The sequence below is a fragment of the Variovorax sp. 278MFTsu5.1 genome (assembly GCF_048305045.1).
Taxonomy (GTDB): Bacteria; Pseudomonadota; Gammaproteobacteria; order Burkholderiales; family Burkholderiaceae_C; genus Variovorax; species Variovorax guangxiensis.
Genome location: NZ_CP157622.1, coordinates 298,892 through 318,487 on the forward strand (window position 1 = coordinate 298,892; position 19,596 = coordinate 318,487).

Sequence of the window (19,596 nt, forward strand, 5' to 3'; positions counted from 1 at the left end):
GGCGCGCTCAGTGCACGCCCGAGACGACGACCGGAATCTCCGTCGCCGGCGGCGTGTTGCGGCTGCGGCCGCAGCGCACGATGCCGTCGATCATCACCATGCCCACGCCCGGGATGTCGCCCAGCTGCACGCTCTCGAGCAGCCCCGGCGCGGGCGAGTGCTGCGCGCGGTCCATGAAGACGAAGTCGGCGGCACGGCCCACCTCGACGAGGCCGCAGTTGAGCTTGCGGATCTTCGCGGTGTTGCCGGTCGCGAAGCAGAACACCAGCTCGGCCGGGATGTTCGCGATGGACGACAGCATCGCCACCATGCGCAGGATGCCCAGCGGCTGCACGCCCGAGCCTGCCGGGCCGTCGGTGCCGAGGATCACGCGGTGCGGGCACTTGAGTTCCAGCGCGGCCTTCGCCGCCGCGATGGCGACCTTCTCGTTGCCGTTGTGCACGATCTCGATGGCGCGCGAGCTCTTCTCGCAGAGCTCGCACACGTGCGCCTCGGGCAGCGAGGTGTGGCCGCCGTTGATGTGGCCGATGACGTCGGCGTCGGCCTCGAGCACCACGTCCTTGTCGATCAGCCCCGAGCCGGGAATGGACGGGCCCCCCGTGTGGATCGTGCTCTGGATGCCGTACTTGCGCGCCCAGGCCACCATCTCCTTGGCCTCGTAGCCGGCCTTGACCGAGCCCAGGCCCACTTCGCCGAGCAGGCCCACGCCGGCCTCGGCGAGTTCCTTGAAGTCGCTCTCGACCATGCCCTTCTCGATGACGGGCGCGCCTGCCAGCACCTTCACGCCGCCGGGGCGGAAGTTGTCGAAGGCGCGCTGCGCGGTGATGGCCAGGGCCTTCAGGCCCACGATGTCCTTGGGGCGGCCGGGCAGGTGCACCTCGCCGGCGGAAATCATGGTGGTCACGCCGCCGTGCATGGTGGAGTCGATCCAGCCGAGCTGGCCCTGGCGCGGGGTCCAGTCGCCGAACACCGGGTGCACGTGGCTGTCGATCAGGCCGGGCGCCACGCAGGTCTTCTTCGCGTCGATGACGGTGACGGCGCCTTCGAGGTCGCAGTCCTTTTCCTTGCCGATCGCGACGATCAGGCCGTCGTTCACGACGATGGTGTCGGCATCGAGAATGGGCTTGTCGATGTCGCCCGAGAGCAGCAGCCCGATGTTCCTTATGACGACCTTGCCCGACTTGCCGCCGGCTGCGATTTCTGCCATTTCGTGTTTTCCTCGTGGGGTGGGGTGTTGTCTTGCACTTCGTCCGCGCGCACGGTACGCAGCACGGTCTCGATCACGAAGTCTTCCCAGTGCGCGATCGCCTCGGGCGACTCCAGCGGCTCGCCGAGGAAGGCGGTGAGCGTGTGCCGGTTGGAGGTGTAGAAGTAGCCGGTGGAGGCAATCAGCAGGTAGATGTCGCGCGCCACCAGGTCCTTGCGGAACAGGCCCTGCGCGGCGCCGCTCGCCAGGATCTCCTCGATGATCGCCACCGCGCGCGACGAGTATTCGCGTGCGCGCAGCGACTTCGAAATGTGCCGGCCCTTGTGCAGGTTCTCGGTGTTCAGCAGCGTGACGAACTCGGGATTCTTGCGGTAATAGCCCAGCACGAAGCGGATGACTTCGGTGAGCGCGTCCACCGGCCGCGAGGCGTCGAGCGCGATGGCGGCCTCGGCGTCGTCCATGCGCTGGTAGATGCCTTCGAGCACTGCGATGAAGAGGCCTTCCTTGCTGCCGAAGTAGTAGTAGATCATCCGGTCGTACGACTTCGCGGCCTTGGAGATCTTCTCCACGCTGCCGCCGTCGTAGCCGTACCTGGCGAAGACCTTGGTCGCGGCCTTCAGGATGCTGTCGCGCGTGGCCTGGGCAGCCGCCTCGCGCACGCCCGTGCGGCGCTGCGGCTTGGTGACTGCCTTGCGTTCCATCAGCGGCCGGAATGAAGGGCGAGGCGGTCGCCGCCGGGCCGCCCCAAGGCGGACCGCGCCTCCCCCATGGGGGGTGGAGTTACACGAGGGAAAAGCCGGGGGGCTTTCATTTCTCTGCGAAGGCGCGCTCGACGACGTAGTCGCCGGGGGTCGACGTGTTGCCTTCCTTGAAGCCGCGAGCCTCCAGGATGTGCTTCAGGTCCACCAGCAGGCCGGGGCTGCCGCACAGCATGACGCGGTCTTCCTCGACGTTCAGCGGCGGCAGGCCGAGGTCGTCGGTGAGCTTGTTGCTCTCGATCAGGTCGGTGATGCGGCCCTGGTTGCGGAACTCCTCGCGCGTGACCGTGGGGTAGTACAGCAGCTGCTTCTCGATCATCTCGCCCAGGAACTCGTGCTTGGGCAGGTGGTCGGTCACGAGGTCGTGGTAGGCCAGTTCGTCGACCTGGCGCACGCCATGCACCAGGATGACCTGCTCGAACTTCTCGTAGGTGTCCGGGTCGCGGATGATGCTCATGAACGGTGCGAGGCCGGTGCCGGTGCCGAAGAGGTACAGGCGCTTGGCAGGCAGCGTGTAGTCGATCAGCAGCGTGCCGGTGGGCTTGCGGCCCACGATGATGGTGTCGCCCACCTGGATGTGCTGCAGGCGCGAGGTCAGCGGGCCGTCTTCCACCTTGATGCTCAGGAACTCGAGATGCTCCTCGTAGTTCGGGCTCACGATGCTGTACGCGCGCAGCAGGGGCTTGTTGTTGACCTTCAGGCCGATCATCGTGAAATGACCGTTGGAGAAGCGAAGCGCCGGGTCGCGCGTGGTGGTGAAGGTGAACAGGCGATCGGTCCAGTGGTGGACGCTCAGGACGCGTTCTTCGCTGAATGCACTCATACGGAACTCAAGAGTTGGTTGGTAACAGGGGAGGTTGGCTGAGCCTGCGTGCACGCCTTTGGGGCGCAAGCCGCCGGCCGGCTCCGAACCCTCCATTGTCGTTGGTCGGAGAAACCCCGATGAACACCGCGAGAAAACACCATTGCAAGCATCGGGCCCGTTTGCTACATTGACCTTTGATGTAGTGAATGCAACATGAAAGTGTAGGGAATGCTACACAAACGGAAGTCGATGCACAAGCGGGCGGACGGCACGTTTGTTGCAAACCCCGGCAGCCTGGATTTGCCTTTCGCTCACCACCGAACGCCCACGAGATCGCCCTGATGACAGAACACACCAAGACAGATGGCCTCCCCGGCATGGACATGCCCGTGGTGGCCGAAGCCGGCAGCAGCGCCTTCGGCAAGGCGCCGCTGCGCAACGAGCGCATGAGCACGGCCAAGGTCGAGTGCAACGCCTGCCCGGTGCTCTGCCAGATCTCCGACGGCCGCACCGGCGCCTGCGACCGCTACGCCAACAAGGAGGGCGTGCTGGTGCGCGTCGATCCCGTGGTGCTGCTGCGCCGCACGGTCGAGAGCGAGAAGCCCGCGCTGGTGCCCTTCAACCGGCCCGGCGCCGAAGAGGCCCCTGCCAGCCCCGACTGGAACGGCGACCTGCTGCACGCCGACGAAGTCTTCGTCACCGGCGTGGGCTCCTCCACCACCTATCCCGACTACAAGCCCGCCCCCTTCATCGTGGCCTCCAGGGCCCAGGGCGTGGACATGGTCACCGTCGTCACCGAAGGCATCTTCAGCTACTGCAGCTTCAAGGTGAAGATCGACACCGATCGCTTCCTCGGCCCCGAGCAGGCCAACGTGCGCTACCGCGGCGAGGTCGTGGGCCACGTGACCACGGCCGAATACGGCTCGCAGATGCTCTCGCTCGGTGGCGTGCACCACCTCACCGGCGGCAGCAAGAAGGAAGGCCGCATGACGGCCGAGCTGATGCAGCTGCTGGGCAACAAGAAGGCGGTGGAGTGCACCATCGACGGCGGCTCCACCCTCGTCATCCAGGCCGGCAAGGCGCCCATCGTCAACGGCGTGGAAGAGCAGCGCATGCGCGTGGGCTGCGGCTCGGCCGCGGTCGGCATCTTCGCGCGCCAGTTCGCCGGCGTGGCCGACGAGGTGGTCGTGGTCGACGACCACATCACCGGCGTGCTCACCGAGCACCAGGCCGGACGCTGCCTCGACATGGCGCCCTCGGGCATCCAGATGCTGGGGCGCAAGTCCACGCCGGGGCGCTACTTCCAGGTGGCGAACCCGGGCAACGGCTGGGGCGGCACCGACATCGCCGATCCGCTCGCGATCATCGAGGGCTGGGAAGAGGGCGTCGCCCGCCCCGGCCTGCGCCTGCTCATGACATCGACCACCGGCGAGCACGCGCAGTGGTACGTGCTCGACGACGCGCTCAAGCCCGTCGAGCAGCCGATGCCGCCCGAAGTGAAGCGCATCGTCGACCGCATCGGCGAGAACTGCGAACCGTCGCTGTGCACGGTGCTGTTCCTCGGCGGTGCGGGCGGAAGCCTGCGCGCGGGCGTCACCGAGAACCCTGTGCTGCTCACGCGCGCCATCAAGCGCGCGCTGGTCAACGTCACCTGCGGCGGCGCGCCGGCCTATGTGTGGCCCGGCGGCGGCATCACGGTGATGGCCGACGTCATGCGCATGCCCGACAACAGCTTCGGCACCGTGCCCACGCCGGCCATCGTCGCGCCCATCGAATTCAGCATGCGGCGCGACGACTACGAGGCGCTCGGCGGCCACGTCGAACACATCTTCCCGCTCGAGCAGGCGCTCGCTCGCGGTGCATGGCAGGAAGACGGCGCACCGCTCGCGCGCCAATGGCTCGCGGTGGACGACGCCAACCCGTGGCCCCTGGGCCACGCCCCGATGCTGGGCTGATCATGTCCGCCCAACGCACAGCGCTCGACAAGAGCCGCTGGCATTTCAACCACGGCCCGATCGATATCGTGGCCGAGGCGCATGGCGACCCGTACGCCGTGGCCGCCGCGCACGACGCGGCGTGGGCGCGCTTCGTCCACGTGCTCGACGAGCTCGTGCGTGAGCTGCCGCTGCTGCGCCTGCCCGTCGTGGACAAGATGCGCCCGCGCAACGTGGTGGCACGCCGCATGTGGGATGCCTGCGCCGCTTTTTCGCCGATGTTCATCACACCGATGGCGGCGGTGGCCGGCTCGGTTGCGCAGGAACTCATCGCGTTCTACGAGCGCCCCGGCGTGGAGCGCGCGTGGATCAACAACGGCGGTGACATCGCGCTGCACCTCGCGCCGGGGCAGTCCGCGCGCGTGGGCGTGTTCGCCGACATCGCGCGCTTCGACCTGCGCGGCCATCTGGCCGGCGAAGGCGGCGTCCTCACCACCGACGGCCAGTTCGAGCTGCGCGCCGACCAGCCCGTGCGCGGCGTCGCCACCAGCGGCTGGCGCGGGCGCAGTTTCTCGCTGGGTATCGCCGACAGCGTGACGGTGCTGGCCGCCACCGCAGCGCAGGCCGATGCCGCCGCGACAGTGATCGCCAACGCCGTCGACGTGGACGACGAGGCCATCGCGCGCCGCCCGGCGAGCGAGTGCAAGGACGACAGCGACCTCGGCGACACCCTCGTCACCGTCGACGTGCCCGCGCTGGCCCCCGCGCAGGTGCGCAGCGCACTCGATACGGGCGCGATATGCGCCAAGGTCCTGCAAAAAGGAGGGCTCGTATGGGCCGCTCTACTCGTTTGCCAGGGGCAGTGGAGACTTGTCGAACCCTTATGCTCAAAGGCGCTCGATGCAGAGTCGCCGAAATCCGTTGGTTCAGTATTTGCTTAACGAAAAGCAAGGTTCTTTTTCATGATCGAAATCCGCCGCGTCTTCACCCAGGTCGAGCACATCCACCACGAGTTCGGACCGCGCGCCGACACCCCGCTGGTGCGTGGTGCCATCGGCGCGGTGCTGACCAATCCGTTCGCGGGCCGCTACGAGCCCGACATCCTGCCGATGATGGCGCTGCTCGACCCGGTGGGCGTCGACATGGCGCACCGGCTGCATGCCGCCATGGACGTGCCGCTCGAGCAGATCGCCACCTACGGCAAGGGCGCCATCGTCGGCGCCGATGGCGAACTGGAGCATGGCGCGCTGTGGCACGTGCCCGGCGGCTACGCGATGCGGGAACTGCTCGGCTGGAAGGGCAGCCGCGCCGCCTACACCGCTGGCAAGGCCGAGGAAAAAACCGGCCAGCCCGGCAACGCGCTCTCGATCGTGCCTTCGACCAAGAAGGTCGGCCCGCCCGGCGCCACGCTCGACGTGCCGCTGACCAACATCAACGCCAGCTACGTGCGCGGCCAGTTCGACGCCATCGAGGTGCGCGTGCCCGGCGCGCCTGCGGCCGACGAGATCGTCTTCATCCTCGCGATGAGCACGGGCTATCGCATCCATGCCCGCGTGGGCGGGCTGCTCGCGAAAGACATCAGCAAGTGGGACGGCCTGCGCTGACCCGCGAAGACCCGCACAGAGACAAGACAAGGAACACACAGAACATGACCGCCAACATCCGCAAGCTCGTCGTCCAGGTCGATGAAACCCGCAAGGAAATGGGCAAGGACATCACGCCGCCCACGCGCCGCGCCGTCGCCATCGCCGTCATCGAGAACCCTTACGCGGGCCGCTACAGCGAGAACCTCGACGAGCTCATCGCCATCGGCGAGGAACTCGGCGCGCTGCTGGGCCAGAAGGCCGTGAAGGCGCTGGGCATCGAGCCCGGCCAGGCGCAGAGCTACGGCAAGGCCGCCATCGTCGGCGAGCGCGGCGAGCTCGAGCATGCCGCCGCCATCCTGCATCCCAAGCTGGGCGCGCCGCTGCGCGTTGCAGTGGAGAAGGGCGCCGCGCTCGTGCCATCGGCCAAGAAGCAGGGCACGCTGGGCACCGCCATCGACGTGCCGCTGGGCCACAAGGACGCCGCCTTCGTGCGCAGCCACTTCGACGCGGTGGAAGCCCGCGTGAGCGACGCACCGCGCGCCAACGAGATCGTGGTGGCCGTGGCCGTCACCGACAGCGGCCGTCCGCTGCCGCGCATCGGCGGCCTGCAGGTTTCTGAAATCAAGGGCGAAGACGGCCTGCGCTGAAAACAGACGCACCGCACAGCCCCCGCGTCCGCACAACTCGAATTCTTTCTGCCTTAACCCCTAGGAGCTTCTCGATGAACCCATTGCGCCATGTTTTCTGCGCCGCTTCCGTCGTCACGCTGGCTTCGGCCCTCGTTCCCGCGCACGCGCAGGGCGTGATCAAGATCGGCGAAATCAACAGCTACAAGGCGCAGCCCGCCTTCCTCGAGCCCTACAAGAAGGGCATGGAGCTCGCGGTCGACGAGATCAACGCCAAGGGCGGCATCAATGGCAAGAAGATCGAGCTCATTAGCCGCGACGACAACGCCAACCCCGGCGACGCCGTGCGCGTGGCCGAGGAGCTCATCTCGCGCGAGAAGATCGACGTGCTGGCCGGCGCCTTCCTGTCGAACACCGGTCTGGCGCTGACCGACTTCGCGAAGCAGAAGAAGTTCTTCTATCTCGCCGCCGAGCCGCTCACCGACAAGATCGTCTGGAGCAACGGCAACAAGTACACCTACCGCCTGCGTCCCTCGACCTACATGCAGGTCGCGATGCTGGTGCCCGAGGCCGCCAAGCTCAAGAAGAAGCGCTGGGCGCTCGTGTACCCCAACTACGAATACGGCCAGTCGTCGGTCGCCACCTTCAAGACGCTGCTGAAGGCCGCGCAGCCCGACGTCGAGTTCGTCGCCGAGCAGGCGCCACCGCTGGGCAAGGTCGACTCGGGCAGCGTGGTGCAGGCCCTGGCCGATGCCAAGCCCGACGCCATCTTCAACGTGCTCTTCGGCGCCGACCTCTCCAAGTTCGTGCGCGAAGGCAACACGCGCGGCCTCTTCAAGGACCGCGAGGTGGTGAGCGTGCTGACCGGCGAGCCGGAGTACCTCGACCCGCTGAAGGATGAAGCGCCCAACGGCTGGATCGTCACCGGCTACCCGTGGAACGGCGTGAAGACGCCCGAGCACAAGGCCTTCCTCGATGCCTACCAGGCCAAGTTCAAGGACTATCCGCGACTGGGCTCGGTGGTCGGCTACAGCGCCATCCACTCGATCGCGGCCGGCATCAAGAAGGCCGGCGGCACCGACACCGAGAAGCTCGTGGCAGCCTTCAAGGGCCTGCAGGTCGACACGCCCTTCGGCAAGATCAGCTACCGCGCGCAGGACAACCAGTCCACCATGGGCGCCTACGTTGGCAAGACCAAGAACGACGGCGGCAAGGGCGTGATGGTCGACTACGTCTACCTCGACGGCGCGAAGTTCCAGCCGTCGGACGACGAAGTGAAGAAGATGCGCCCGGCAGACTGAGCGCAAGCCAACCCCTGACACCTATACCAAAGCGGACCATTCCAGGAATACCGCGGAACCGGCTTCGCCGGGCCGCCGGTATTGCCCCCGGTAGGGGGGCGGCCACACGAAGTGGGCAAGCCTGGGGGCGAGCAAAGGATCCTTGATGAGTTTTTCAGGTTTTGTTGTTCAGTTGCTCAACGGTTTGGCCGGCGCGTCCTCGCTCTTCTTCGTGGCGGCCGGTCTCTCGTTGATCTTCGGCGTGACGCGCATCGTCAACTTCGCCCATGGTTCGTTCTTCATGGTGGGCATCTATCTCGCGTACACGCTCGTCGACAAGCTGGGCTCGAGCCTGGGCTTCTGGCCTGCGCTGCTGATCGCCGCGCTGGCGGTCGGCGTGCTCGGTGCGCTGATCGAGGTGCTGCTGCTGCGCCGCATCTACAAGGCGCCGGAGCTGTTCCAACTGCTGGCCACGTTCGCGCTGGTGCTCGTCATCAAGGACGCGGTGCTGTGGCTCTGGGGCCCCGACGAACTGCTCGGTCCGCGCGCGCCCGGCCTCAAGGGCTCGGTCGAGATCCTCGGGCGGCAGTTTCCTTCCTATGACCTGTTCCTGATCGTCATCGGCCCGGTGGTGCTGGGCCTCGTGTGGCTGCTGCTCACCCGCACGCGCTTCGGCACGCTGGTGCGCGCCGCCACGCAGGACCGCGAGATGGTCAGTGCGCTGGGCGTCAACCAGGCCTGGCTCTTCACGGCAGTGTTCGCGCTCGGCGCGCTGCTCGCGGGCCTCGGCGGCGCGCTGCAGCTGCCGCGCGAACCCGCCACGCTGGAGATGGACCTGAACACCATCGGCGCCGCCTTCGTGGTCGTGGTGGTCGGCGGCATGGGCTCGCTGCCCGGCGCCTACATGGCCGCGCTGCTCATCGCCGAGATCAAGGCGGTGTGCATCTGGCTCGGCGTGGTGCAGATCTTCGGCATTGACGTCTCGTTCTCCAAGCTCACGCTGATGGTCGATTTCCTCGTGATGGCCATCGTGCTGGTGTGGCGCCCCTGGGGCCTGTTCGGCCGTCCGCAGGCACCCAGCCGCTACGTGGGCATGCAGGAAGAGCCGCTGCGCCGCCCGGGCAGGGCCTATGTGGTGGCGGCCGCCGTGTTCGCGCTGGTGCTGGCGGTGCTGCCGTTCCTGACGGTGAACTCGCCCTACACCACGGTGCTGATGATCGACCTGATGATCGCGGCCCTCTTCGCCACCAGCCTGCACTTCATCATGGGGCCGGCCGGCATGCATTCCTTCGGCCATGCGGCGTACTTCGGCCTCGGCGCCTACGGTGCGGCGCTGCTGGTGCGCGCGCTGCACCTGCCGATGGAACTCGCGCTGATCGTCGCGCCGCTGGTGGCGGCGCTCGGCGCCTTCGTCTACGGCTGGTTCGCGGTGCGGCTGTCGGGTGTGTACCTGGCGATGCTCACGCTCGCCTTCGCGCAGATCACCTGGGCCATTACCTATCAGTGGGACAGCTTCACCGGCGGCAGCAACGGCCTGACCGGCGTGTGGCCTTCCGAGTGGCTTTCCGACAAGCAGGCCTACTACTGGCTCACACTGGTGCTCGTGGGCCTCGGCGTGTGGTGGCTGCGGCGCGTGCTGTTCTCGCCATTCGGCTACGCGATGCGCGCGGGCCGCGACTCGGTGCTGCGCGCCGACGCCATCGGCATCGACGTCAAGCGCATGCAGTGGGTGGCGTTCATCATCGCTGGCACCGTGGCGGGCCTGGCGGGTGCGCTCTTCGCCTTCTCCAAGGGCAGCATCTCACCGGAGACGCTGTCGGTGGGCAAGTCGGTCGACGGCCTCGTGATGGTGCTGCTCGGCGGCATCCAGACGCTCGCGGGCCCGGTGGTCGGTGCCGTCACCTTCACCTGGCTGCACGACACCGTGGCGCGCAACACAGACTACTGGCGCGCGATGCTCGGCGCCATCATCCTGATCCTGGTGCTGCTGTTCCCGCAGGGCATCGCGGGCTCCATCAAGCAGCTTGCGGACCGCTGGCGCGCGCCGAAGGAAGGTGAAGCCGAAAAGACCGAAGCCAAGGCCAAGCTCGAGGAGGTGAAGGCATGAGCAACACGCTCCTCAAGGTCGAGAACCTCGGCAAGTCCTTCGGCGGCGTGAAGGCCGTGGACGGCATCAGCTTCGAGCTGCCGCCCGGCGAGCTGCTCGCGCTCATCGGGCCCAACGGCGCCGGCAAGTCGACCACCTTCAACATGGTCAACGGCCAGCTGAAGGCAGACCAGGGCTCCATCACGCTCGACGGCCAGGAACTCGTGGGCCGCAAGCCGCGCGAGATCTGGCGCATGGGCGTGGGCCGCACCTTCCAGATCGCCGAGACCTTCGCCTCGCTCACCGTGGTCGAGAACGTGCAGATGGCGCTGCTGTCGCACGACCGCAAGCTCTTTTCCACATGGCGCCGTGCCGCCGACCACAAGCGCGAGGAAGCGCTGGCGCTGCTCGACCAGGTCGGCATGAAGTCGCAGGCCGACCGGCCCTGCAGCGTGCTGGCATACGGCGACGTGAAGCGCGTCGAGCTCGCCATCGCAATGGCCAACTCGCCCAAGCTGCTGCTGATGGACGAGCCCACCGCCGGCATGGCGCCCAAGGAGCGCAACTCCCTCATGGCGCTGACCAAGGAACTCGTCATCCAGCGCGGCATGGCCGTGCTCTTCACCGAGCACAGCATGGACGTGGTGTTCGCGTACGCCGACCGCATGATCGTGCTGGCGCGCGGGCGCCTCATCGCCCAGGGCAAGCCGCTGGAGATCCGCGACCATCCCAAGGTGCAGGAGGTGTACTTCGGCACCGGCAAGACATTCGAGAAGAAGATCGCCGAGAAGGCCGCAGCCATTGGAGAAGCAGTATGAGCACGCATGAACCTCTCCTGCAGGCCAAGGCACTGTGCGCCTGGTACGGCGCCGCGCAGATCCTCTACGACGTCGATCTCGAAGTCCGCCGCGGCGAGGTGGTGGCGCTCATGGGCCGCAACGGCGCGGGCAAGTCGACCACGCTCAAGGCGCTGATCGGCATGCTCACCAAGCGCCGCGGCGCGGTGCGCTTCCTGGGCCACGACATCTCCAAGAGCGAGCCGCACCATGCGGCGCGCCTGGGCCTGGGCTTCGTGCCCGAAGACCGGCGCGTGTTCACCGATCTCACGGTGATGGAGAACCTCGAGGTCGGCCGGCAGGCCGCGCGCCGCTGGGCCGACGGCAGCGACGCGCCGCTGTGGACGCCAGAGCGCCTGTTCAAGCTCTTCCCCAACCTCGGCGAGATGCCCAACCGCCCGGGCGGCCGCATGAGCGGCGGCGAGCAGCAGATGCTGACCGTGGCGCGCACGCTGATGGGCAACCCGTACCTCGTGCTGCTCGACGAGCCTTCCGAAGGTGTGGCGCCGGTGATCGTCGAGCAGATGGCCAACATGATCCTGGAGCTCAAGGCGCAGGGCGTGAGCATCCTGCTGTCGGAGCAGAACATGCACTTCGCCGAACTGGTGTCCGACCGCGCCTATGTGCTCGAGAAGGGGCAGATCCGCTATCACGCCACCATGGCCGAGCTTGCGGCCAACGACGAAGTCCGCCGCGCCTATCTGAGTGTCTAGCATGAAGCACACCCCCAGTCTTCGCGCACTTCGTGTCGCTTCGCCAACCCCCTTGCAGGGGGCAACACCGACGGCCCGGCAAAGCCGGTGCCGTGGTGTTCCTGGAAAGTTTCTCTTGTCCTGATTCAAGTTCCCCCTTCCAGTCCTACCAGGAGTCCACGCCATGCATCGCAGAACCCTCGTGAAATCCGCCGCCGGCCTCGGGCTGGCCAGCGGCCTCGGCAGTCTCGGCTTCAACGCCTTCGCGGTCGGCAAGATCAAGCCCGGCGCCAAGGCGGCGCTGATCGTGGTCGACGTGCAGAACTGCTTTCTCGACGGCGGCACGCTCGCGGTGAAGGGCGGCAACGAAGTCATCCCGGTGATCAATGCGCTCGCGCCGGCGTTCGAGAACATCGTGGTCACGCAGGACTGGCACACGGCGGGCCACGCATCTTTCGCCAGCACCTACAGCGGCAAGAAGCCCTTCGAGACCACCAAGCTCAGCTACGGCACGCAGGTGCTGTGGCCCGACCACTGCGTGCAGGGCACCGACGACGCCGCGCTCGGCAAGGACCTGAAGGTGCCCACCGCGCAGCTCGTCATCCGCAAGGGCTTCCACAAGGACATGGACAGCTACTCGGCCTTCGAGGAGGCCGACCACAAGACGGCCACGGGCCTCGCCGGCTACCTGAAGGCGCGCGGCATCAAGACCGTGTTCGTCACCGGCCTGGCCACCGACTTCTGCGTGGCCTGGACCGCGATGGACGCGCGCAAGGCCGGCTTCGAGGCCTACGTGATCGAGGACGCCACGCGCGGCATCGACCTCAACGGCTCGCTGGCGGCGGCCTGGAAGCAGATGACGGCCAAGGGCGTCAAGCGCATCCAGTCGGCCGACATCCAGACCGCCTGAGCGCGCCGCCGTGAAGAAGAACGACAAGAACGGGCAACACACGGATCCACGACGCATGAAGCTTTCCATCACCAGGCGCGCCATGGTCGCGGGCGGCGCCGCCCTTGCACTCGGCCCCGGCCTGCTGCGCACGGCGCGCGCGGACAACGGTGTGAGCGACACCACCATCCGCATCGGCCAGTCGGCCGTGTTCAGCGGACCGGCGAAGGACTTCGGCATCGACTACCGCGCGGGCATCAAGCTGTACTTCGACCGCGTCAACAAGTCGGGCGGCGTGAACGGCCGCAAGATCGAGCTCGTCACCTACGACGATGCCTACGATCCCGCGAAGACGGCCGTCAACACCGCCAAGCTGATCGACGAGGACAAGGTGTTCGCGCTCACCGGCTACGTGGCCACCGGCAACCTCGCGGCGGCGATGCCGCTGGCGGAGAAGGCCGGCGTGCCGATGTTCGCGCCGCTGGTGGGTACCACGTCGTTCCGAACCAAGGTCAACCGCTACCTGTTCCATGTGCGCGCGGGCTACGACCTGGAGCTGCGCAAGATCATCAGCCACCTGTCGACCATCGGCATCCAGTCGATCGCGGTGGTCTACCAGGACAGCGCCTTCGGCAAGTCGAACCTCGCCACCTGCGAGGAGCTGGCGGCCGACTACAAGGTGAAGGTGCTCAAGACCTTCCCGCTGGCCATAACAGCTGAAGACGCCAGGCAGGTCGTCACCGGCCTGGCCGACGCGAAGCCGGGCGCGGTCGTGATGATCATGGCCGGGCGCATGGTCGAAGTGTTCATGCGCGACTACCGCGCCAACGCCGTGGGCGCACCGCTGTACACGCTCTCCGTCGGCATCACCGACGCGGCCGGCTCGGCCAAGCGGCTCGAAGGCAAGCTCGCGGGCCTGGTCACGGCCAGCATCGTGCCGCCGCCGCAGGCGCTGCGCGTGCCGATCGTGGCCGACTACCAGCGCGACCGCGCCGAGTTCGGCGAGAAGATCGACAGCTACACCGCGTTGGAAGGCTACATCGTCGCGCGCGTGATGGTCGAAGGCCTGCGCCGCGCCGGCAAGACGCCCACGCGCGACAGCTTCATCGCCGGCCTCGAGAGCATCGGCAGCACGCGCTTCGGCGACTTCCCCATCGAGTACAGCGCGAAAAACCACAACGGCTCGACCTTCGTCGATCTGGAGATATACGCCCGTGACGGCCAGTTGCGGCGCTGAGCCGCTGCGCCTGCTGGTCAACGGCCGGGCGCAATCGATAGCAGGAGTTCCGCGCGAGGCGACGCTGCTGCACCTCCTGCGCAACGACCTGGGGCTGAACGGTCCCAAGTACGGCTGCGGGCTGGGGCAGTGCGGCGCATGCACCGTGCACGTCGATGGCGTGGCCGCGCGCTCGTGCGTGATTCCGGCGCACGGCGTGGCGGGGCGCGCCATCACCACGCTCGAAGGACTGGGTTCGCGCGGCAGCTGGCATCCGGTGCAGGCCGCCTTCGAGGATGCGCAGGCCGCGCAGTGCGGCTACTGCCTCAACGGCATGGTGATGCAGGCGGCTGCGCTGCTGGCGCGCGACCCGCAGGCCAGCGAGGCGCGCATCCGCGGCGAGCTTTCGGGCAACCTATGCCGCTGCGGCACGCACATCGAGATTCTTGATGCGGTGCAGCGCGCGGCGGTGCGCATGCGCGAGCAACCCGCCACATGACGCGCCGCGCCGATCTTCCGCGCACGCGCGCCGAATTCCTCGCCTCAGACGGCGTGCTGCTGGTGGTACGCGAGACGCCGGCCGCGCCGGTGCCCGCCAAGGGACAGCCGGCCTTCGTTGCCGGCAACCCCGTCGAGGGCGACGAGATTCTTCTTGCGGTATGGGACGACGGCAGCGCCTCGGCGCTCAACGGGCACGTCGACCTGGGCACCGGCATACAGACCGCACTGGGCCAGATCGTGGCCGAGGAACTCGACCTCGGCATGCCCTGCGTGCGCGTGATGCTCGGCGACACCGCGCGCGCGCCCAACCAGGGCGCGACCATCGCCAGCGCGTCGATCCAGATTCATGCGCAGCCCTTGCGGCTGGCGGCGGCACAGGCGCGTGCATGGCTGCTGGCGCGTGCTGCCGAGCGCTTGGGCGTGGCCGCGGATGCGCTGCAGATGCGCAATGGCGTGGTGCGCGTCGCCGAGCTGCCCGACCGGCACGTCAGCTATGCCGAACTCGTCGCCGGCCAGCGCACCGTGCTGCGGCTCGATCCGCAGGCGAAGCCCAAGGACCCGGCCGACTACCGCGTGGTCGGCACGCGGCAGGCGCGCGTCGACATCCCGGCCAAGCTCGCGGGAGAGCTCGTGTTCGTGCACGACATGCGGGTGCCTGGCATGCTGCACGGCCGTGTGGTGCGCCCGCCGTATGCCGGCGCGGACCACGGCGAGTTCATCGGCAACACGCTGGAGTCGGTCGACGAATCGTCGATCGCGCACATTCCCGGCATTCGCGCGGTGGTCGTCATCCGCGACTTCGTCGGCATCGTGGCCGAGCGCGAGGAACACGCCGAGGAGGCCCTTCGCGAGCTCCGCGTGAAGTGGAAGCCTTGGCCCGGCATGCCCGACCTGGGCGACCTCGCCCAGGCCCTGCGCGACAACCCCTCGACGCAGCGTCTGCTGGTCGACGAAGGCGACGTGGACGGCGCCATCGCATCGGCCGCGAAGCCCATGCGCCGCACCTACGTGTGGCCCTACCAGATGCATGCCTCCATCGGCCCCTCGTGCGCGCTGGCCGACTGGCAGCCCGCCGACGGCAGCGGCATGCAACTGCGCTGCTGGACCGGCTCGCAGAACCCGCACGTGCTGCGCGCCGATCTCGCGAAGCTCATGGGCGTGGACGACGTGCAGGTCGACGTGGTCCGCATGGAGGCGGCGGGCTGCTACGGCCGCAACGGCGCCGACGACGTGGCCGCCGATGCCGCGCTGCTCGCGCGCGCGGTCGGCGCGCCGGTGCGCGTGCAGCTCACGCGCGAGCAGGAGCACGCGTGGGAGCCCAAGGGCGCGGCGCAGCTCATGGAGATCGACGGCGGCCTCATGCCCGACGGCAACGTCGCCGCCTACGATTTCGAAACCTCGTATCCCTCGAACGGTGCGCCCACGCTGGCGTTGCTGCTCACGCGCACCATCGAGCCGGTGGCGCAGGCCTTCGAGATGGGCGACCGCACCGCCCGCCCGCCCTACAGCTACGACAACCTGCGCGTGAAGGTCAACGACATGGCGCCGATCGTGCGCGCCTCGTGGCTGCGCGGCGTGTCGGCGCTGCCGAGTTCGTTCGCGCACGAGTCCTACATCGACGAACTGGCGACGGCGGCGGGTGTCGATCCGGTGCAGTTCAGGCTGCGGTACCTGGAAGACCCGCGCGCCGTCGAGCTCGTGCAGGCCACCGCGCAGAAGGCCGGCTGGCGCATGCGCACCGGGCCGCAGGAGAACGCCGACGGCGGGCTCGGCGAGGGCGGCGACATCCTCTTCGGCCAGGGCTTTGCGTACGCACGCTACATCCACAGCAAGTGGCCGGGTTTCGGCGCGGCGTGGGCCGCGTGGGTGGCCGACGTGGAGGTCAACCGCAAGACGGGCGAGGTGCATGTGCGCCGCGTGGTGGTGGGGCACGACGCGGGGTTGCTGGTAAACCCGGCGGGCGTCGAGCACCAGGTGCACGGCAACGTGATCCAGACCACGAGCCGCGCGCTGAAGGAGCGCGTGGAATTCGCGCCGCAGCAACAGCAGCAGCAGGATGCGGCGACGGGTGCGCAGCTGCCTGGCGTCCTGCCTTCCGGCGTGGTCGCCAGCCGCGAATGGGGCGGCTACCCGATCATCAACTTCCGCGAAGTGCCGGTGATCGAGGTGATGCACATGCCGCGGCCCGGCGAGCCTTCGCTGGGCGCGGGCGAGTCGTCGTCGGTGCCGGGCACTGCGGCGATCGCGAATGCGATCTTCGATGCGACGGGCGTGCGCTTCAGGGCGCCGCCATTCACGCCGGAGACGGTGCTCGCGGAATTGAACAAGGGCTTGCTGCCTCCGGCTCCTCCGGGAGATGGCGGGGGAGACGAGCTGCGTGGGAATGGTGATGCCGCCGTGCCCCCATCCGGGCCTTCCCCCGGTGCCGGAAGGAGCAATGCGGTCTGGCCTCGGCGCAAGGGGCTGTGGGCCACTGGTGCTGCATTGGTTGTCGGTGGCATCGGCGTCATCGCCGGCCTGCTCGGCTGGCGATCGGCCATCGCGCCGGTGTCGCTCACCGCGCCGGTCTACAGCCAGGCCACCATCGAGCGTGGCCGGGTGCTCGCCTCGGTCGGCGATTGCGCCGTGTGCCACACGGCACCCGGCGGCATGGCCAACGCGGGCGGCCGCGCCATGGACACACCCTTCGGCACGCTCTACACCACGAACCTCACGCCGGATGCCGAGACGGGCCTGGGCCGCTGGTCCTTCAGCGCTTTCCAGCGTGCGATGCGCGAGGGCGTCTCGCGCGAGGGGCACTATCTGTATCCCGCATTCCCCTACACCGCTTTCGCGAAGGCCAGCGACGACGATCTGCAGGCGCTGTATGCGTACTTCATGTCACTGCCCGCCGTGCGGGCGGAAACGCCGAAGTCCGAGCTCAAGTTTCCGTTCAGCATTCGCCCGCTGATGGCCGGCTGGAACGCGCTCTTCCATGACCCGGCGCCGACGCAGCCCGTGGCCACGCAGAGCGCGGAGTGGAATCGTGGTGCCTATCTGGTCAACGGCCTGGGGCATTGCGGCGCCTGCCATACCCCGCGCAATGCGCTGGGCGCGGAGCAGGGCGGCAGTGCCTTCCTGTCGGGCGCGATGGTCGATGGCTGGGAGGCGCCGGCGCTCACGCAGCTGGCATCGAAGTCGGCGGTGCCGTGGGATGCCGACGAGTTGTATCGCTACCTGCGCAACGGCCACACGCAGCGGCACGGCGTCGCGGGCGGGCCGATGGCCGAGGTTGTGCGCGAGCTCGCGCAGGTGCCGGACGAGGACATTCGCGCGATGGCCACGTATCTGGGCTCGTTCAACCCCGCGCCGGCCGCGGATCCTGCCGCTGTCGCGCAACAGGTTGTGGGCAACGCGGCGCGCACGCAGGGGCGACTGCTGGGCCCCGCACAGCGCATGTTCGACAGTGCCTGCGCCTCTTGCCACCACGACGGCAACGGGCCCACGCTGCTCGGCGTCAACACGCCGCTCGCGCTCAACAGCAACCTCACGAGCGCGCGGCCCGACAACCTGCTGCGCACCATCCTCGACGGCGTGCGCGAGCCGGCGAGCCGCGACATCGGCTTCATGCCCGGCTTCCGCGATGTGCTCGACGACCGGCAGATCGCCGAGCTTGCCGTCTACATGCGCGCACGCTTCGCGCCGCAGGAGCCCGCGTGGACCGACCTGCCTGCCGAGGTGGCGCGCGTGCGCGCGACGCCGGGGCACTGAGGCCGTAGACAAGGAGTGCCGAGCCGGCCGAGCGGGCTGTTTTCTGCGTGCGCCGCTACGATGCAACGTAGCAGCCACATTCATCACGGAGACACCACGCCATGCCGCTCGATCTTTCCACTTCTTCCAGCCTGCCCCGCGACGCCGGACGCGCCACGCTCGTCGGCCGTCTCTGGCATCCGGGCGTGGGCCCCGTGCTGGTCGCAGTTCACGAAGGTGGCCTGCACGACCTGTCGAAGCTCGCTCCCACCATGAGCGATCTGCTCGAAGGCAACACACCACCTGCGGAAGCGGTTCGCGCCGCACTCAAGAGCAAGAGCGCGCCGCGCATCGCCGCGCTCGACGAAGCCCTTGCCAACAGCGACGAGGCCGCGCGCGACACGGGCAAGCCCTGGCTGCTCGCCCCTTGCGACCTGCAGGCCATCAAGGCGAGCGGCGTCACATTTGTTGCGAGCCTGCTCGAGCGCGTGATCGAGGAGCAGGCGCGCGGCGATGCATCGAAGGCGGAAGCCACGCGAGCGGCCATCGGCAGCGTGCTCGGCGACAACCTCGCGGACATCGTGCCCGGCTCGCCCGAGGCGATGAAGGTCAAGCAAGTGCTGATAGCGCAGGGCGCCTGGTCGCAGTATCTGGAGGTCGGCATCGGGCCCGACGCGGAGATCTTTACCAAGGCGCCCGTACTTTCAGCCGTCGGTACCGGGGCCGATGTAGGCATTCATCCGGGCTCCGCATGGAACAACCCGGAGCCCGAGGTCGTGCTCGCGGTGAACAGCCGCGGCGAAACATTGGGCGCGGCGCTGGGCAACGATGTGAACCTTCGTGACTTCGAAGGCCGAAGCGCGCTGCTGCTGGGCAAGGCGAAGGACAACAACGCGTCGTGCGCGATCGGCCCGTTCATTCGCCTGTTCGATGAACACTTCGGTATTGCTGACGTGAGGCGCATCACCGTCGAGCTGGAAGTGGCGGGGCCCGAAGGCTTCACCCTGGAGGGCTCGAGTTCGCTGTCGAAGATCAGCCGCGACCCGCTCGACCTCGTGGCGCAGACGATAGGAGCCAATCACGCTTATCCGGACGGCTTCATGTTGTTTCTCGGAACGATGTTCGCACCGACACAAGATCGTCACGGGCCTGGGCAAGGATTCACGCACGTCGTGGGGGACCGCGTGCGCATTGCCGCACCGGAACTCGGTGCCCTGGTGAATCGCGTGATGCATTCGGACAAGGCGCCGATGTGGACTTTTGGTATCAGTGCGTTGATGCGCAATCTAGCTGCGCGCGGTTTGCTCTGATTGGCATGTAGGCGTTCTGTATGAGTTTCAAAAAGGGGTGTACTCCTTAGTAATTCATACGAGTCGTGTTGCAATCTGTTGCTGTTGACCGCATCACTTGTTCCCCTCAAGATTGCTGCTGTTAAGAAACGTTTGAACGAG

The 19,596-nt window shown here is 67.8% G+C and carries 16 protein-coding genes; 13 read left to right on the forward strand and 3 right to left on the reverse strand.

Annotated features, from left to right (window positions below; genetic code table 11):
• Positions 1 to 7: 7 nt before the first annotated feature.
• The 3 genes from ABL844_RS01320 to ABL844_RS01330 all read right to left on the reverse strand — a co-directional run bounded on the left by ABL844_RS01320 (position 8) and on the right by ABL844_RS01330 (position 2,788).
• Entirely contained in the window at positions 8 to 1,207 is a 1,200-nt protein-coding gene (locus ABL844_RS01320) for an amidohydrolase family protein (RefSeq protein WP_418130260.1), read from the reverse strand.
• On the reverse strand, positions 1,162 to 1,908 hold the full coding sequence (locus ABL844_RS01325; protein WP_126022505.1) for a TetR family transcriptional regulator: 747 nt from the start codon (positions 1,906 to 1,908) through the stop codon (positions 1,162 to 1,164). Before ABL844_RS01325 ends, ABL844_RS01320 begins: the two co-directional genes overlap by 46 nt.
• 106 nt (positions 1,909 to 2,014) lie before the next feature.
• Entirely contained in the window at positions 2,015 to 2,788 is a 774-nt protein-coding gene (locus tag ABL844_RS01330; RefSeq protein ID WP_184640497.1) for a ferredoxin--NADP reductase, read from the reverse strand.
• A gap of 323 nt (positions 2,789 to 3,111) precedes the next feature.
• Between ABL844_RS01330 and ABL844_RS01335 the strand changes: the two genes are divergently transcribed.
• From ABL844_RS01335 to ABL844_RS01395, 13 genes are all read left to right on the forward strand, one after another.
• Positions 3,112 to 4,725 (forward strand): 6-hydroxynicotinate reductase, encoded by a 1,614-nt coding sequence (locus ABL844_RS01335; RefSeq protein ID WP_418130261.1) that lies wholly within the window; start codon positions 3,112 to 3,114, stop codon positions 4,723 to 4,725.
• 2 nt (positions 4,726 to 4,727) lie between these two features.
• Positions 4,728 to 5,645, forward strand: a complete 918-nt coding sequence (locus ABL844_RS01340) for a UPF0280 family protein (protein WP_126022502.1) — start codon at positions 4,728 to 4,730, stop codon at positions 5,643 to 5,645.
• Positions 5,646 to 5,666: 21 nt separating this feature from the next.
• Entirely contained in the window at positions 5,667 to 6,308 is a 642-nt protein-coding gene (locus tag ABL844_RS01345; protein ID WP_126022501.1) for an amino acid synthesis family protein, read from the forward strand.
• Between the two features lie 44 nt (positions 6,309 to 6,352).
• Positions 6,353 to 6,937 carry an amino acid synthesis family protein gene (locus tag ABL844_RS01350; protein ID WP_126022500.1) on the forward strand — a complete coding sequence of 195 codons (585 nt, stop codon included), beginning with the start codon at positions 6,353 to 6,355 and terminating at the stop codon, positions 6,935 to 6,937.
• A 74-nt stretch (positions 6,938 to 7,011) separates the two neighbouring features.
• A complete protein-coding gene (locus ABL844_RS01355) occupies positions 7,012 to 8,217 on the forward strand; it encodes an ABC transporter substrate-binding protein (protein ID WP_418130262.1) in 1,206 nt (401 codons plus the stop codon).
• A 145-nt stretch (positions 8,218 to 8,362) separates the two neighbouring features.
• Positions 8,363 to 10,303, forward strand: coding sequence for an ABC transporter permease (locus ABL844_RS01360; protein WP_126022498.1), 1,941 nt, complete (start codon positions 8,363 to 8,365; stop codon positions 10,301 to 10,303).
• Entirely contained in the window at positions 10,300 to 11,100 is an 801-nt protein-coding gene (locus ABL844_RS01365; protein WP_126022497.1) for an ABC transporter ATP-binding protein, read from the forward strand. Before ABL844_RS01360 ends, ABL844_RS01365 begins: the two co-directional genes overlap by 4 nt.
• Positions 11,097 to 11,831 (forward strand): ABC transporter ATP-binding protein, encoded by a 735-nt coding sequence (locus ABL844_RS01370; protein WP_418123758.1) that lies wholly within the window; start codon positions 11,097 to 11,099, stop codon positions 11,829 to 11,831. Before ABL844_RS01365 ends, ABL844_RS01370 begins: the two co-directional genes overlap by 4 nt.
• Before the next feature lie 163 nt (positions 11,832 to 11,994).
• Positions 11,995 to 12,720, forward strand: a complete 726-nt coding sequence (pncA, locus tag ABL844_RS01375; RefSeq protein WP_418130263.1) for a bifunctional nicotinamidase/pyrazinamidase — start codon at positions 11,995 to 11,997, stop codon at positions 12,718 to 12,720.
• A 55-nt stretch (positions 12,721 to 12,775) separates the two neighbouring features.
• Complete coding sequence (locus ABL844_RS01380) at positions 12,776 to 13,936, forward strand: ABC transporter substrate-binding protein (protein WP_418130264.1); 1,161 nt, start codon at positions 12,776 to 12,778, stop codon at positions 13,934 to 13,936.
• Entirely contained in the window at positions 13,914 to 14,414 is a 501-nt protein-coding gene (locus tag ABL844_RS01385; RefSeq protein WP_126022494.1) for a (2Fe-2S)-binding protein, read from the forward strand. The genes ABL844_RS01380 and ABL844_RS01385 overlap by 23 nt, the downstream gene beginning before the upstream one ends.
• Complete coding sequence (locus tag ABL844_RS01390; protein ID WP_418130265.1) at positions 14,411 to 18,166, forward strand: molybdopterin cofactor-binding domain-containing protein; 3,756 nt, start codon at positions 14,411 to 14,413, stop codon at positions 18,164 to 18,166. The genes ABL844_RS01385 and ABL844_RS01390 overlap by 4 nt, the downstream gene beginning before the upstream one ends.
• 101 nt (positions 18,167 to 18,267) lie before the next feature.
• Positions 18,268 to 19,455, forward strand: a complete 1,188-nt coding sequence (locus ABL844_RS01395; RefSeq protein WP_418130266.1) for a fumarylacetoacetate hydrolase family protein — start codon at positions 18,268 to 18,270, stop codon at positions 19,453 to 19,455.
• Positions 19,456 to 19,596: the final 141 nt, after the last annotated feature.

Excerpts from the sequence above, each read along its gene's own strand:
- ABL844_RS01390 (WP_418130265.1), top strand. The coding sequence starts at position 14,411 with ATGACGCGCCGCGCCGATCTTCCGCGCACGCGCGCCGAATTCCTCGCC.
- ABL844_RS01360 (WP_126022498.1), top strand. The coding sequence starts at position 8,363 with ATGAGTTTTTCAGGTTTTGTTGTTCAGTTGCTCAACGGTTTGGCCGGC.
- ABL844_RS01395 (WP_418130266.1), top strand. The coding sequence starts at position 18,268 with ATGCCGCTCGATCTTTCCACTTCTTCCAGCCTGCCCCGCGACGCCGGA.
- ABL844_RS01370 (WP_418123758.1), top strand. The coding sequence starts at position 11,097 with ATGAGCACGCATGAACCTCTCCTGCAGGCCAAGGCACTGTGCGCCTGG.
- ABL844_RS01350 (WP_126022500.1), top strand. The coding sequence starts at position 6,353 with ATGACCGCCAACATCCGCAAGCTCGTCGTCCAGGTCGATGAAACCCGC.
- ABL844_RS01380 (WP_418130264.1), top strand. The coding sequence starts at position 12,776 with ATGAAGCTTTCCATCACCAGGCGCGCCATGGTCGCGGGCGGCGCCGCC.
- ABL844_RS01365 (WP_126022497.1), top strand. The coding sequence starts at position 10,300 with ATGAGCAACACGCTCCTCAAGGTCGAGAACCTCGGCAAGTCCTTCGGC.
- ABL844_RS01330 (WP_184640497.1), bottom strand. The coding sequence starts at position 2,788 with ATGAGTGCATTCAGCGAAGAACGCGTCCTGAGCGTCCACCACTGGACC.
- ABL844_RS01325 (WP_126022505.1), bottom strand. The coding sequence starts at position 1,908 with ATGGAACGCAAGGCAGTCACCAAGCCGCAGCGCCGCACGGGCGTGCGC.
- pncA (WP_418130263.1), top strand. The coding sequence starts at position 11,995 with ATGCATCGCAGAACCCTCGTGAAATCCGCCGCCGGCCTCGGGCTGGCC.
- ABL844_RS01320 (WP_418130260.1), bottom strand. The coding sequence starts at position 1,207 with ATGGCAGAAATCGCAGCCGGCGGCAAGTCGGGCAAGGTCGTCATAAGG.
- ABL844_RS01335 (WP_418130261.1), top strand. The coding sequence starts at position 3,112 with ATGACAGAACACACCAAGACAGATGGCCTCCCCGGCATGGACATGCCC.
- ABL844_RS01345 (WP_126022501.1), top strand. The coding sequence starts at position 5,667 with ATGATCGAAATCCGCCGCGTCTTCACCCAGGTCGAGCACATCCACCAC.
- ABL844_RS01340 (WP_126022502.1), top strand. The coding sequence starts at position 4,728 with ATGTCCGCCCAACGCACAGCGCTCGACAAGAGCCGCTGGCATTTCAAC.
- ABL844_RS01355 (WP_418130262.1), top strand. The coding sequence starts at position 7,012 with ATGAACCCATTGCGCCATGTTTTCTGCGCCGCTTCCGTCGTCACGCTG.